The sequence below is a fragment of the Citrobacter sp. Cpo100 genome (genome assembly GCF_030332595.1).
GTDB lineage: Bacteria > Pseudomonadota > Gammaproteobacteria > Enterobacterales > Enterobacteriaceae > Citrobacter > Citrobacter portucalensis.
In genome coordinates, this window is sequence record NZ_JAOWHM010000033.1 from 2,400 (window position 1) to 15,298 (window position 12,899).

Here is a 12,899-nt window from a genome sequence, read left to right on the forward strand (position 1 = left end):
AGGCATCAAATAAAAGCGAAAGGCTCAGTCGAAAGACTGGGCCTTTTGTTTTATCTGTTGTCTGTCGGTGAGCGCTCTCCGGAGTAGGACAAATCCGCCGGGAGCGGATTTGAACGTTGCGCAGCAACGGCCCGGAGGGTGGCGGGCAGGACGCCCGCCATAAACTGCCAGGCATCAAATAAAGTGAAGAAGCCCATCCTGACGGATGGGCTTTTTTGCGTCTGTGCGGAATGAAAACCGCCGGATGCGGCGTGCCGCCTTATCCGGCCTGCAGGGGCCGGGCTGAATGTATTTTGTAGGCCTGATAAGCGCAGCGCATCAGGCACATCATAACAACACGGTTACCATCTTATCCATTGCGTAACAAAATCAGCAAGTTGCTGTATGTCGTTGATATCTAACAATGGAACATCTACCGCCAGCGGAACATCACTGGCAACCGCGATAACATATTCGTCTATCGCCAATTCTTCAGGACTATGCCCGCAACCGTCGCGAAAAAGCACGATCTTAGCGACAGGTTCATGCTTAAACCCTTCAACCAGCACTAGATCCAACGTCGCTGCATCCATCCGGCTTACCAGATATGCTAAATCCAGTTCGGGCTCTTCCGGTGTTTCTACCATTAACGCCCAACGTTGCTGGCTGGCGACCAGCGTTTGTGCTGCACCGGCTTTACGCAGTTCATAGCTATCTTTACCGGGCTTGTCGACATCCATATTGTGATGAGTATGTTTAATCAATCCGGGACGTATACCTCTGGCACGTAGCTCCGGGATCAACTTTTTGAGCAGCGTGGTTTTTCCCGTGCCGCTCCATGCCGCAATGGCGAGTAATGGGATCATGATTTATCCTGCCATTTTGCAAGCTCTTCGGGGGTGTTCACGTTTACGAACGCATCTTTATGATCGCTGAAATCGACAGCATGGCCGCCAGCCAGACGCATAAAGACCATGACACGTCGTTCACCGGACTGAAGATAATCCTGCAGCAAAGGCTGCATCGAGCGGTGCATCAACGCAATGGTTGGGTGATCTCTTTCCCCATCATGCACCCAGACAACCGGTGCAGCTTTGCGCTGTTCTTTTAAACGAGCGACCAGATTGTGAGGAATATAGGGCATATCGCACGGGCAAAACAGAAACCACTCCCCCGTTTGCTGCAGGAATACCGATAGCATCCCGGCCAGTGGGCCAGGGAAATCGGCCAAGGAATCGGGAATAACTTTCAGGCCGCTTTGCTGGTATATATCCCGGTGGCGATTGGCATTAACCACCACGGTTTCGACCTGCAAAGCGAGAATGTCGGCCACATGCCGCCAAAGAGGTTTACCGTCCAGTTCAAGCAGACCTTTATCGGTTCCACCCATCCGTCTGGCCTTACCGCCAGCCAGCACAACCCCTGTTATTGCACTATCCAGAATCACTGATATCGCCTCTTTTAATGTGGGATTGACCCTGCTAACGTATCTGTATTGAGCCTAAGGAGCACAACCATGAAATGTAAACGTCTGAATGAAGTTATTGAACTCCTCCAGCCTGCCTGGCAGAAGGAACCCGATCTTAACCTGATGCAATTTTTGCAGAAACTGGCGCAAGAGTCAGGTTTTGACGGCGAACTGGCGGATTTAACTGATGACATTCTGATCTATCACCTGAAAATGCGAGACTCAGCGAAGGATGCTGTCATCCCAGGTATTCAGAAAGATTATGAAGAAGATTTTAAAACCGCACTACTCCGCGCTCGTGGCGTAATTAAAGAGTAAAAGCTTGTAATCGCCGCCACCGAAAGCGCTGCGAAATGATATCCTGAATCATTCGTAGTATTTTCCGGATGATGGGATGAACGACAACGCTTTTAATTTCCAGACGCTACACCCGGATACCATCATGGATGCACTGTTTGAGCAGGGGATCCGGGTGGATTCCGGGCTTACCCCTCTTAACAGCTATGAAAACCGTGTCTATCAATTCCAGGACGAAGACCGTCGACGCTTTGTCGTTAAGTTTTATCGCCCTGAACGTTGGTCTGTCGATCAGATCCAGGAAGAGCACCAGTTTGCTCTGGAACTGGTAAGCGATGAAGTCCCGGTAGCTGCGCCGTTGGTACTGAACGGCCAAACGCTGTTAAGCCATCAGGGTTTCCATTATGCGATCTTCCCCAGCGTCGGTGGACGACAGTTTGAAGCCGACAACATCGATCAGATGGAGGCGGTGGGGCGCTATCTCGGGCGTATGCACCAGACCGGATGCAAGCGTACTTTTACCTTCCGACCGACGATTGACCTTGAAGAATACCTGACTGAGCCGCGTAAAGTTTTTGAACACGCACAGCTTATCCCATCAGGGCAAAAAGCGGCTTTCCTGAAGGCAACGGATGCGCTTATCGCGGTGGTTACCGAACGCTGGCATACGCGTTTTACTACGTTACGCCTGCACGGTGATTGTCATGCCGGTAATATTCTGTGGCGCGATGGCCCGATGTTTGTCGATTTAGATGATGCCCGCAATGGTCCGGCTATTCAGGATTTATGGATGCTCCTCAATGGTGATAAAGCTGAACAACGCATGCAGCTAGAAACCATTATCGAGGCTTATGAAGAGTTTAGTGAGTTCGACATCTCTGAAATCGGACTGATAGAACCTTTACGCGCTATGCGTTTAGTTTATTATCTTGCCTGGCTGATTCGACGTTGGGCTGACCCTGCGTTCCCAAAAAACTTCCCGTGGTTAACCGGGGAAGATTACTGGCATCGTCAGACCGCGACCTTTATTGAGCAGGCAAAAATTCTGCAAGAGCCCCCCTTACAATTAACGCCAATGTATTAATCGGAGAAACTTGAACATGAAAAAAATATGGCTGGCGCTGGCTGGTATGGTCTTAGCTTTTAGCGCATCTGCAGCGCAGTTCCAGGATGGTAAACAATACATCACCCTGGAGAAGCCTGTTGCGGGTGAACCGCAAGTGTTGGAGTTCTTCTCCTTCTACTGCCCGCACTGCTACCAGTTTGAAGAAGTGCTTCATGTATCTGATAACGTGAAGAAAAAACTGCCGGAAGGCACCAAGATGACCAAATACCACGTCGAGTTTCTCGGGCCGTTGGGCAAAGATCTGACGCAGGCATGGGCGGTTGCTATGGCGCTGGGTGTTGAAGATCAGGTTACTGTTCCGCTGTTTGAAGGGGTTCAGAAAACCCAGACCGTTCAGTCTGTTGCTGATATCCGTAAAGTGTTTGTCGATGCGGGTATTAAAGGCGAAGACTATGATGCGGCATGGAACAGCTTCGTAGTGAAATCTCTCGTGGCACAGCAGGAAAAAGCAGCGGCTGATTTACAGCTGCAGGGCGTTCCGGCGATGTTCGTGAATGGCAAATATCAGGTCAACCCGCAGGGCATGGATACCAGCAGCATGGATATCTTTGTACAACAGTATGCGGATACCGTGAAATACCTGGTCGGTCAGAAGTAAAAGCAAAAGCCGGTCACTGACCGGCTTTTTTATTTGTGGCTTTAATCGCGTCGAGCTGCGCGTCTTTCTCACTCCACTGCGTATTCAACCACAGCTGAAAGCGGCGCTTGAATGCCTTATCGTTCACGTAATCACCGTGTAACTCTTCATGGATTGGCTCCAGATTCACCCGCACGACAATCCTCGTTAGCTTACCGCTCAGCATATCGTAGAACGGTCGGCTACTGTTTTCCGGATAGCACAACGTGACATCCAGCATTTTATCGAACTGTGACCCCAGCACATTTAATGCCATCGCAATACCGGCCGCCTTGGGTGGGAGCAGGTTTTGATAAGGAGAACGGGTTTGCTCACGCTTCTCATGAGTAAACCGCGAACCTTCGACAAAATTCACAATGGTTGTCGGGTGCGCACGAAATTTCTCGCAGGAACGACGCGTCGTTTCGACATCTTTACCACGGCGTTCCGGATGGCGAAGCAGATAGCCACGTGAATAGCGTTTCATAAACGGCATATCCAGCGCCCAGCAGGCCAGGCCAATAAAGGGCACCCAGGCCAACTGCTGCTTGAGGAAATATTTATTCATCGGGATGTGCTTACGGAACAGAACGCAAAGCACAACGATATCGGCCCAGCTGTAATGATTACAAATGAGCAGATACCAGTTTTTTTTGCTAAGACCTTCCAGTCCTTCAACATCCCACTTCAGCCGCGGATTAAGGTGCAGCAGTAGCGCCAGACCTTCACACCAGCAGTACATCATGAAATTACAGAAGACAGAAACCTTGCGCCAGACGACAGGAATGGGCAAAAGGAGTTTCACAACCCCGGCAAGGATGATCGGCACAGAACAAAAAATTGTGACCAATATGGTCAATACGATACTCAGCAACAGCGTTATCGCAGCGAGTATTCTCGTCATAATTAAATTATTCAAAAGGTTAGCCATAGACAGTGCGCGAAAGAGGCGCAAGGGGCTGATTTTATCAGAAAACGAACCAAATGATGGATCTTCCCTGAATAGAAAAAAAGAGAATATCTATCCACATCAGGATATAAGCTGTAAAAATGGAATAAAATGCCGTGTGTTTATTTAACTAATTGAAATTATTGTATAAATACAATGGAGCATTAATTGCCTTGCTATATTTAAAGAGCTGAAAATTATTTATTCACAAAGTTATCCACAGCTGTCTTTGCGAGCAAAGCAGAAGATCTGCAAAAGTTTTTCGACAAATGCGGCGAAAAACTCATGTTTTCATCCTGTCTGTGGCATCCTTTACCCATAATCTGATAAACAGGCACGGACATTATGGTTCAGATCCCAGAAAACCCACTTATCCTTGTAGATGGCTCATCTTACCTGTATCGCGCATACCACGCGTTCCCACCGCTGACTAACAGCGCAGGAGAACCTACGGGCGCGATGTACGGTGTCCTCAACATGCTGCGTAGCTTGATTCTGCAATATCAACCAACCCATGCAGCGGTGGTATTCGACGCCAAGGGTAAAACCTTCCGTGATGAATTATTCGAACATTATAAGTCTCACCGCCCACCGATGCCGGACGATCTGCGTGCGCAGATTGAACCTCTGCATGCGATGGTAAAGGCGATGGGGCTGCCACTGTTGGCTGTTTCTGGCGTGGAGGCGGACGATGTTATCGGTACGCTGGCGCGGGAAGCAGAGAAGATCGGTCGCCCGGTGCTGATTAGCACCGGTGATAAAGATATGGCTCAGTTGGTGACGCCGAATATCACCCTTATCAACACCATGACCAATACGATCCTCGGCCCGGATGAAGTGGTAAATAAGTACGGCGTCCCGCCGGAACTGATCATCGATTTCCTGGCGCTAATGGGTGACTCCTCAGATAACATTCCTGGCGTTCCAGGCGTAGGCGAAAAAACCGCTCAGGCACTGCTGCAGGGGCTGGGTGGGCTGGATACCCTCTATGCCGAATCAGACAAAATAGCGGGGCTGACCTTCCGTGGTGCGAAAACCATGGCGGGCAAACTTGAGCAGAACAAAGAGGTGGCGTACCTCTCTTATCAATTGGCTACCATCAAAACCGATGTTGAGCTGGAATTGACCTGTGAGCAGCTGGAAGTGCGTCAGCCCGCTGCAGAAGAACTGCTTGGCCTGTTTAAACAGTATGAATTTAAACGTTGGGTTACCGACGTTGAAGCGGGTAAATGGCTACAGGCGAAAGGGACGAAGCCGGCGGCAAAACCGCAAGAAACTATTGTCGTCGATGAAACGCCTGAGGAGCCGGCCACGGTTCTTTCGTATGAAAACTATGTGACGATTCTGGACGAAGCGACGCTGGAAGAGTGGATCGCTAAGCTGAAAAAAGCACCTGTCTTTGCCTTCGATACTGAAACTGACAGCCTGGACAACATTTCCGCGAATCTGGTTGGCCTGTCTTTTGCCATTGAACCGGGTGTGGCGGCGTATGTTCCTGTTGCCCACGATTACCTGGATGCCCCTGACCAGATCGCGCGCGACCGTGCGCTGGAGCTGCTAAAGCCGCTGCTGGAAGATGAGAACGCGCACAAAGTCGGGCAAAACCTGAAGTACGATCGCGGTATCCTGGCGAACTATGGCATCGAGCTGCGCGGCATCACCTTTGACACCATGCTCGAATCCTACATTCTTAACAGCGTCGCTGGACGACACGATATGGACAGCCTGTCGGACCGCTGGCTGAAACATAAAACCATCACCTTTGAAGAGATCGCCGGAAAAGGCAAAAACCAGCTGACCTTTAACCAGATAGCACTGGAAGAGGCTGGCCGTTACGCTGCGGAAGACGCCGACGTTACGCTACAGCTGCATCTGAAAATGTGGCCAGAATTGCAGCAGCATAAAGGGCCGTTGAACGTCTTTGAAAATATCGATATGCCGCTGGTGCCGGTTTTGTCTCGCGTTGAGCGCAACGGTGTGAAAATCGATCCGGCTGTTCTGCACAAGCATTCAGAAGAGCTGACGCTGCGTTTGAATGAGCTGGAGCAAAAAGCGCACGAGATCGCCGGAGAAGCGTTTAACCTCTCTTCCACTAAGCAACTGCAAACTATCCTGTTTGAAAAGCAGGGTATTAAGCCGTTGAAGAAAACCCCTGGCGGCGCGCCATCAACGTCGGAAGAGGTACTGGAAGAGCTCGCGCTGGATTACCCATTGCCGAAAGTGATCCTGGAGTATCGTGGTTTAGCAAAACTGAAGTCGACCTATACGGATAAGCTTCCGTTGATGATTAACAAGAAAACCGGGCGCGTGCACACCTCATACCATCAGGCGGTTACTGCCACCGGGCGCTTGTCTTCAACGGATCCAAACCTGCAAAACATCCCGGTACGTAATGATGAAGGTCGTCGTATTCGTCAGGCGTTCATTGCGCCAGAAGACTACCTGATTGTCTCTGCGGACTACTCACAGATTGAACTGCGTATCATGGCGCACCTTTCACGTGATAAAGGTCTGCTTACCGCGTTTGCCGAAGGGAAAGACATTCACCGCGCAACGGCGGCAGAAGTCTTTGGTTTACCGCTTGATTCTGTGACCAGCGAGCAACGCCGCAGCGCTAAAGCCATTAACTTCGGTTTGATCTACGGGATGAGCGCCTTTGGTTTGGCGCGCCAGTTGAATATTCCGCGCAAAGAAGCACAGAAGTACATGGATCTCTACTTTGAACGCTACCCTGGTGTGTTGGAATACATGGAACGCACCCGCGCGCAGGCGAAAGAGCAAGGCTATGTAGAAACGCTGGAAGGTCGCCGTCTCTATTTACCGGATATTAAATCCAGTAATGGTGCTCGTCGCGCTGGTGCTGAACGTGCGGCCATTAACGCCCCGATGCAGGGAACTGCTGCAGACATTATCAAACGAGCCATGATTGCCGTGGATGGATGGCTGCAAACCGAGCAACCGCGCGTGCGCATGATCATGCAGGTACACGATGAACTGGTGTTTGAAGTGCACAAAGATGATCTGGAAAGCGTCTCCAAAAAGATCCACCAACTGATGGAAAACGAGACTCAGATTGACGTGCCGTTGCTGGTGGAAGTCGGGAGTGGTGAAAACTGGGATCAGGCGCACTAAGGGTTTACTTAATAACGCTCCTATTTCGTAACTAAGCAACATAAGAGAGAGCTTTTTGTGATGTCCATTAGAATTCCCTATGTAAGGAATGAAAAAAAATTACAAAAAGTGCTTTCTGAGCTGCTCAAAAAAGAGTAAAGTTATTCTCGTAGGGTACAGAGGTAAGATGTTCTATCTTTCAGACCTTTTACTTCACGTAATCGGATTTGGCTGAATATTTTAGCCGCCCCAGTCAGTAATGACTGGGGCGTTTTTTATTGTGCGAAAGAAAAGTTTTGCACATGCTGTAGGCCGGATAAGACGCGCAGCGGCGTCATCCGGCATATCGGTGGGTTATTCCCCTTCCTGCACCTCTTCAACCGGTGCCAGTTCACTAAACCAGCTATCCAGTTTTTGCCGCAGTTTGTCCACACCCAGTTTTTTCAGCGATGAAAATGCTTCTACCTGCACATCACCATTAAATGCCAGTACGGCTTCACGTACCATATTCAGCTGCGCTTTGCGTGCACCGCTGGCCAGCTTATCTGCTTTAGTCAGCAGTACCAGAACCTGAACGTTGCTCTCAACTGCCCACAGGATCATCTGTTGATCGAGATCTTTTAACGGGTGACGAATATCCATCAGTACCACCAGACCTTGCAGGCTCTGACGTTTTTCCAGATATTCAGCCAGCGCGCGCTGCCATTTACGCTTCATTTCTTCTGGAACTTCGGCATAACCGTATCCTGGCAAATCGACCAGGCGTTTGCCGTCAACGACTTCAAACAGGTTGATGAGCTGAGTACGACCCGGCGTTTTAGATGTACGCGCCAGACCTTTTTGATTCGTCAGGGTATTTAGCGCACTGGATTTGCCTGCGTTGGAACGGCCAGCAAAAGCCACTTCGATACCGGTATCGGAAGGTAAGTGGCGAATATCAGGCGCACTCATTACAAAGTGCGTCTGTTGATAATTCAAGTTAGTCAAAGCAGTCCTCTCCATCAATCAGGGCTTTGCAGCGATTATACCTGAACCCCAGCAAAAGGCTGGTTTTTCGACGAGTGAGCTGTGTAAGTAAAAACCTCGCGCTTTGTGAGACATTGCCGACAGTTTCTATACGAGATGACAGAGTAAAAAATGACAGAACTAAAATAAATCATATGGTTACATTTGGGCGCTATTCTTAAAATCAGAAATTGTTACCCAGGTTACTTGTACGTTTAAACCAAAACGGTAAAGTAGCATCCATAGCGAGGAAGCTGAAAGGATAGACGACTCAGGATGAGGGTCAGGAGCGCCAGGAGGCGAAGACACAGGATTGTCAGGAAGACAAACGTCCGGAGACGTTAGTAAAAGGAAATGGAAACAACACGGAATGTTAGAGGCTAAGGGAAAAACAGGGTGTGTTGATAGCCAACAGGGATTGTAAAGCCCGTAAGGGTTGAGAGTCAGGAAAAAAGGCGACAGATTACTCTGTCGCCTTTTTTCTTTATTTCTGCTAGATTCCGGCGCAATTATATACTGAATAAAAACAGCCAAAGACGAATCATGATGAAACCAACTTCTACACCACGCGGTAAAGGTCCTGCAAAAGCGCGTCGTAAAACACGCGAAGAAATTAACCAGGAAGCTCGCGACCGTAAGCGCCAGAAAAAACACCGTGGTCATGCGGCAGGTAGCCGTGCGTCCGGTAGCGAAGGCGCATCTGGTGGCGGAAACCAAAATAAGCAAAAAGATCCTCGTATTGGCAGCAAAACCCCCATTCCATTGGGCGTGACAGAAAAAGTCACCAAACAGCACAAACCGAAGAGTGAGAAACCTATGCTTTCACCACAGGCTGAGTTGGATTTACTGGAAACGGATGAGCGCCTGGATGCGCTGCTGGAGCGTCTTGAAGCAGGAGAAACCCTGAGCGCGGAAGATCAGTCCTGGGTTGATGCCAAGCTGGACCGCATCGATGAGCTGATGCAAAAGCTGGGTCTTTCTTACGATGACGAGGAAGAAGAGGAAGAAGAAGAAAAGCAGGAAGACATGATGCGCCTGCTGAAAGGCGGCAACTAACGGTTTTACACCGTGGGTCTTCCCGTCCTGCTTATAACCCTTCCGGTTATATGTTATCTGGTGTGGTTATTCGTTAAACTACAGCGGTTGTCGCGGCGACAGAAGTGGCTGCGCAACCGACTTATCACCCGTACTGGGGTTAAGTCGGTACGCCGTACCCGCCAGAGACGCCATCGGAAGGAGTGAGCATGTCAGAGCAGTTAATAGACTGGGACCTGGCCCTGATCCAGAAATATAACTATTCCGGGCCACGATATACCTCGTACCCGACCGCGCTGGAGTTTTCTGAAGACTACGGCACTGAGGCATTTCTAAAGGCCGTGGCGCGTTATCCTGAGCGTCCTCTCTCGCTGTACGTTCACATCCCGTTCTGCCACAAGCTGTGCTACTTCTGCGGCTGTAACAAGGTCGTGACTCGCCAGCAGCATAAAGCCGATCAATACCTCGATGTCTTAGAACAAGAAATTATTCATCGCGCACCGCTGTTCGCCGGACGTCATGTCAGTCAGCTGCACTGGGGCGGCGGCACGCCAACGTATCTGAATAAAGCGCAAATCAGTCGTTTGATGTCGCTGCTGCGTAGCAACTTTAACTTTAACGACGACGCTGAAATCTCGATCGAAGTGGATCCGCGAGAAATTGAGCTGGATGTGCTCGATCATTTACGCGCTGAAGGTTTTAACCGCCTGAGCATGGGGGTGCAGGACTTCAATAAAGAAGTTCAGCGCCTGGTGAACCGTGAGCAGGATGAGGAATTCATCTTTGCGCTGCTGAATCATGCGCGTGAGATCGGTTTTACTTCAACGAATATCGATCTGATTTATGGTTTGCCAAAACAGACGCCAGAAAGTTTCGCCTTCACCCTGAAACGCGTTGCTGAGCTGAATCCAGACCGACTGAGTGTCTTTAACTACGCGCACCTGCCGACGCTGTTTGCCGCTCAGCGCAAAATTAAAGATGCCGACCTGCCCAGCGCGCAGCAGAAGCTGGATATCCTGCAGGAAACCATCTCTTCACTGACCGAAACTGGCTATCAGTTCATTGGCATGGATCACTTTGCCCGTCCGGATGACGAACTGGCCATTGCTCAACGCAAGGGTGTGCTGCATCGTAATTTCCAGGGTTATACCACCCAGGGTGATACCGATCTGCTGGGAATGGGCGTGTCAGCCATCAGTATGATTGGTGACAACTACGCGCAGAACCAGAAAGAGCTGAAGCGCTATTATCAGCAGGTAGACGAGCAGGGGGACGCGCTGTGGCGCGGAATTGCACTGACCCGTGACGACTGCATTCGTCGAGATGTTATTAAGCTCCTGATCTGCAACTTCCGCCTCGACTATGCCACTGTGGAACAGCAATGGGATCTGAACTTCGCTGACTATTTTGCCGAAGACCTGAAACTGCTGGCACCGCTGGCGAAGGATGGGCTGGTGGATGTCGATGAGAAGGGGATTCAGGTCACGCCGAAGGGCCGTCTGCTGATCCGTAATATTTGCATGTGCTTCGATGCGTATCTGCGCCAGAAAGCACGGATGCAGCAATTCTCGCGGGTGATTTAACGCTTTTCCGGGTGGCGCTTCGCTTATCGTGCCTACGAAAATCTCAATACGTAGGTCGGGTAAGCGAAGCGCCACCCGGCGAACCCGCTAGCTGAACAGTCCAACCAGCGCTGCGCACAATACTGCGGCGACCGCAGTTTGTGGCGTATGGCTTTCGACCGCACCGCTCGACAGCAGATTAATGATTGATTCCAGCATGATGACTTCCCCCCGTTAGTCGGGCACGATCATACTTAACTCATCGGAACAGTAAAGCGCAAAATAGCAGCTATTTGCGCTCAATTATTAATCTTTACACAGTGACGATATGTCACTCCATTCCGAGTTCTTTTAGCTTACGCGTCAAGGTATTACGACCCCAACCGAGCAAGCGTGCCGCTTCCTGTTTATGCCCCTGGGTATGACGTAGCGCGGTAGTCAACAGCGTGCGCTCCATCTCTGGTTGGGCCTCAGAAAGCAAGTTTTGATGACCGGAGCGTAATGCCCGATCCGCCCACTGTGCCAATAGCGTTGCCCAACTATCCGGCTGCATATGGGACGGTGCATCTGGCACAGAGGTTTCAAACAGCTCGGTTGGTAAGTCCTGAATCAGTACTTCCTGCCCGGCGGCCATTACGGTTAACCAGCGGCAGGTATTCTCAAGCTGACGCACGTTACCTGGCCAGGCCAGACGGGTGAGCGCAGCCTCGGTTTCCGGGTGTAATTGTTTGGCTTCCACCCCCAGTTCGCGGGCGGCCTCCTGCAGGAAATGACGCGCCAGGCGGGGGATATCTTCCCGACGTTCGCGCAGTGGCGGCAGATGTACCCGAATGACGTTCAGGCGATGGAATAAGTCCTCACGGAATTTGCCTTCCTGCACGCGCAGTTCAAGATTCTGGTGCGTGGCGGCGATAATGCGTACATCTACCTTTACGGGCGCGTAACCGCCAACGCGGTAAAACTGTCCGTCGGCTAATACGCGCAATAAACGCGTTTGCACGTCCAGCGGCATATCGCCAATTTCATCGAGGAACAGCGTACCGCCGTCTGCCTGTTCAAAGCGCCCCTGACGAATGGTATTCGCCCCGGTAAACGCGCCTTTCTCGTGGCCAAACAGCTCAGATTCGATCAAATCTTTCGGGATTGCCGCCATGTTCAGCGCGATAAACGGCGCTTTGACGCGCGGGCTATGACGGTGCAACGCATGGGCGACCAGCTCTTTACCGGTTCCTGACTCCCCATTAATCAATACGCTGATTGAAGACCGGGATAGGCGACCAATAATGCGAAAAACGTCCTGCATTGCTGGCGCTTCGCCGATGATGTCGGTTGTGGGGCCATTGATCTGAACATTGCGCGGCTGCTGCTGTTCCTGATAATGACTGATGGCGCGCTCGACCAGCGCCACCGCTTCATCAATATCAAAAGGTTTGGGCAGATAATCAAACGCCCCTTGCTGATAGGCGCTGACGGCGGCATCCAGATCGGAGTGCGCGGTCATTATGATGACCGGAAGCATCGGATGCCGCTGTTTAATCTGTTTTAACAGCGTCAAGCCGTCCATACCCGGCATGCGGATATCCGACAACAGCACGTCCGGCGTTTTGCTGGCCAGCGCGTCCAGTACCTCTTTACCACTTTCAAATGTGGTACAGCTTAGCCCTGCCCCTGCGAGCGCACGTTCAAGCACCCAACGGATGGAACTATCGTCATCAACGACCCAGACTATTCCTCGTTGCATAAACGTCACC

14 protein-coding genes and 1 pseudogene are annotated in these 12,899 nt (G+C 50.8%); 9 read left to right on the forward strand and 6 right to left on the reverse strand.

Annotation, left to right across the window (positions count from 1 at the left end):
- Positions 1 to 341 precede the first annotated feature (341 nt).
- Together mobB and mobA are read right to left on the reverse strand one after the other, a co-directional pair.
- A complete protein-coding gene (gene mobB, locus OGX96_RS10305; RefSeq protein WP_003825338.1) occupies positions 342 to 845 on the reverse strand; it encodes a molybdopterin-guanine dinucleotide biosynthesis protein MobB in 504 nt (167 codons plus the stop codon).
- Positions 842 to 1,426, reverse strand: coding sequence for a molybdenum cofactor guanylyltransferase MobA (gene mobA, locus OGX96_RS10310; protein WP_048227536.1), 585 nt, complete (start codon positions 1,424 to 1,426; stop codon positions 842 to 844). The genes mobB and mobA overlap by 4 nt, the downstream gene beginning before the upstream one ends.
- 69 nt (positions 1,427 to 1,495) lie before the next feature.
- Here mobA and OGX96_RS10315 point away from each other — a divergent pair, with 69 nt between their 5' ends.
- The 3 genes from OGX96_RS10315 to dsbA all read left to right on the forward strand — a co-directional run bounded on the left by OGX96_RS10315 (position 1,496) and on the right by dsbA (position 3,468).
- Entirely contained in the window at positions 1,496 to 1,765 is a 270-nt protein-coding gene (locus tag OGX96_RS10315; protein WP_003028616.1) for a YihD family protein, read from the forward strand.
- A 76-nt stretch (positions 1,766 to 1,841) separates the two neighbouring features.
- Positions 1,842 to 2,828: a serine/threonine protein kinase gene (locus OGX96_RS10320; RefSeq protein ID WP_286582961.1), complete on the forward strand. Its 987-nt coding sequence runs from the start codon at positions 1,842 to 1,844 to the stop codon at positions 2,826 to 2,828.
- A gap of 16 nt (positions 2,829 to 2,844) precedes the next feature.
- Positions 2,845 to 3,468, forward strand: a complete 624-nt coding sequence (gene dsbA / locus OGX96_RS10325) for a thiol:disulfide interchange protein DsbA (protein ID WP_003028621.1) — start codon at positions 2,845 to 2,847, stop codon at positions 3,466 to 3,468.
- A 13-nt stretch (positions 3,469 to 3,481) separates the two neighbouring features.
- On the opposite strand, the gene yihG is transcribed toward dsbA, so the two are convergent.
- Positions 3,482 to 4,345, reverse strand: coding sequence for a 1-acylglycerol-3-phosphate O-acyltransferase, YihG family (gene yihG, locus OGX96_RS10330; RefSeq protein WP_286583088.1), 864 nt, complete (start codon positions 4,343 to 4,345; stop codon positions 3,482 to 3,484).
- On the opposite strand from yihG, the gene OGX96_RS10335 reads away from it, so the two are divergent.
- The 3 genes from OGX96_RS10335 (at position 4,230) to spfP (ending at position 7,781) form a co-directional block, all read left to right on the forward strand.
- On the forward strand, positions 4,230 to 4,565 hold the full coding sequence (locus OGX96_RS10335) for a hypothetical protein (RefSeq protein WP_225280871.1): 336 nt from the start codon (positions 4,230 to 4,232) through the stop codon (positions 4,563 to 4,565). The two genes, yihG and OGX96_RS10335, sit on opposite strands and share 116 nt — an antisense overlap.
- Before the next feature lie 215 nt (positions 4,566 to 4,780).
- On the forward strand, positions 4,781 to 7,567 hold the full coding sequence (gene polA, locus OGX96_RS10340; protein ID WP_048237100.1) for a DNA polymerase I: 2,787 nt from the start codon (positions 4,781 to 4,783) through the stop codon (positions 7,565 to 7,567).
- Positions 7,568 to 7,733: 166 nt separating this feature from the next.
- Entirely contained in the window at positions 7,734 to 7,781 is a 48-nt protein-coding gene (gene spfP / locus OGX96_RS22680; protein ID WP_071892919.1) for a small protein SpfP, read from the forward strand.
- Positions 7,782 to 7,900: 119 nt separating this feature from the next.
- Here spfP and yihA read toward each other — a convergent pair whose 3' ends face one another.
- Entirely contained in the window at positions 7,901 to 8,533 is a 633-nt protein-coding gene (gene yihA, locus OGX96_RS10345) for a ribosome biogenesis GTP-binding protein YihA/YsxC (RefSeq protein WP_008786982.1), read from the reverse strand.
- Between the two features lie 209 nt (positions 8,534 to 8,742).
- Between yihA and OGX96_RS10350 the strand changes: the two are divergent.
- From OGX96_RS10350 to hemN, 3 genes and pseudogenes are all read left to right on the forward strand, one after another.
- Positions 8,743 to 8,928 (forward strand): annotated as a pseudogene (locus OGX96_RS10350) (hypothetical protein).
- A 169-nt stretch (positions 8,929 to 9,097) separates the two neighbouring features.
- Positions 9,098 to 9,607 carry a Der GTPase-activating protein YihI gene (yihI, locus tag OGX96_RS10355; RefSeq protein WP_003028627.1) on the forward strand — a complete coding sequence of 170 codons (510 nt, stop codon included), beginning with the start codon at positions 9,098 to 9,100 and terminating at the stop codon, positions 9,605 to 9,607.
- A gap of 188 nt (positions 9,608 to 9,795) precedes the next feature.
- On the forward strand, positions 9,796 to 11,169 hold the full coding sequence (hemN, locus tag OGX96_RS10360) for an oxygen-independent coproporphyrinogen III oxidase (RefSeq protein WP_100271694.1): 1,374 nt from the start codon (positions 9,796 to 9,798) through the stop codon (positions 11,167 to 11,169).
- A gap of 87 nt (positions 11,170 to 11,256) precedes the next feature.
- Here hemN and OGX96_RS10365 read toward each other — a convergent pair whose 3' ends face one another.
- Together OGX96_RS10365 and glnG are read right to left on the reverse strand one after the other, a co-directional pair.
- Positions 11,257 to 11,367 carry a YshB family small membrane protein gene (locus OGX96_RS10365; protein ID WP_020996121.1) on the reverse strand — a complete coding sequence of 37 codons (111 nt, stop codon included), beginning with the start codon at positions 11,365 to 11,367 and terminating at the stop codon, positions 11,257 to 11,259.
- 112 nt (positions 11,368 to 11,479) lie between these two features.
- Complete coding sequence (glnG, locus tag OGX96_RS10370; protein ID WP_003825317.1) at positions 11,480 to 12,889, reverse strand: nitrogen regulation protein NR(I); 1,410 nt, start codon at positions 12,887 to 12,889, stop codon at positions 11,480 to 11,482.
- Positions 12,890 to 12,899: the final 10 nt, after the last annotated feature.

Excerpts from the sequence above, each read along its gene's own strand:
- yihI (WP_003028627.1), top strand. The coding sequence starts at position 9,098 with ATGAAACCAACTTCTACACCACGCGGTAAAGGTCCTGCAAAAGCGCGT.
- OGX96_RS10335 (WP_225280871.1), top strand. The coding sequence starts at position 4,230 with ATGAAATTACAGAAGACAGAAACCTTGCGCCAGACGACAGGAATGGGC.
- hemN (WP_100271694.1), top strand. The coding sequence starts at position 9,796 with ATGTCAGAGCAGTTAATAGACTGGGACCTGGCCCTGATCCAGAAATAT.
- OGX96_RS10365 (WP_020996121.1), bottom strand. The coding sequence starts at position 11,367 with ATGCTGGAATCAATCATTAATCTGCTGTCGAGCGGTGCGGTCGAAAGC.
- polA (WP_048237100.1), top strand. The coding sequence starts at position 4,781 with ATGGTTCAGATCCCAGAAAACCCACTTATCCTTGTAGATGGCTCATCT.
- mobB (WP_003825338.1), bottom strand. The coding sequence starts at position 845 with ATGATCCCATTACTCGCCATTGCGGCATGGAGCGGCACGGGAAAAACC.
- glnG (WP_003825317.1), bottom strand. The coding sequence starts at position 12,889 with ATGCAACGAGGAATAGTCTGGGTCGTTGATGACGATAGTTCCATCCGT.
- OGX96_RS10315 (WP_003028616.1), top strand. The coding sequence starts at position 1,496 with ATGAAATGTAAACGTCTGAATGAAGTTATTGAACTCCTCCAGCCTGCC.
- OGX96_RS10320 (WP_286582961.1), top strand. The coding sequence starts at position 1,842 with ATGAACGACAACGCTTTTAATTTCCAGACGCTACACCCGGATACCATC.
- dsbA (WP_003028621.1), top strand. The coding sequence starts at position 2,845 with ATGAAAAAAATATGGCTGGCGCTGGCTGGTATGGTCTTAGCTTTTAGC.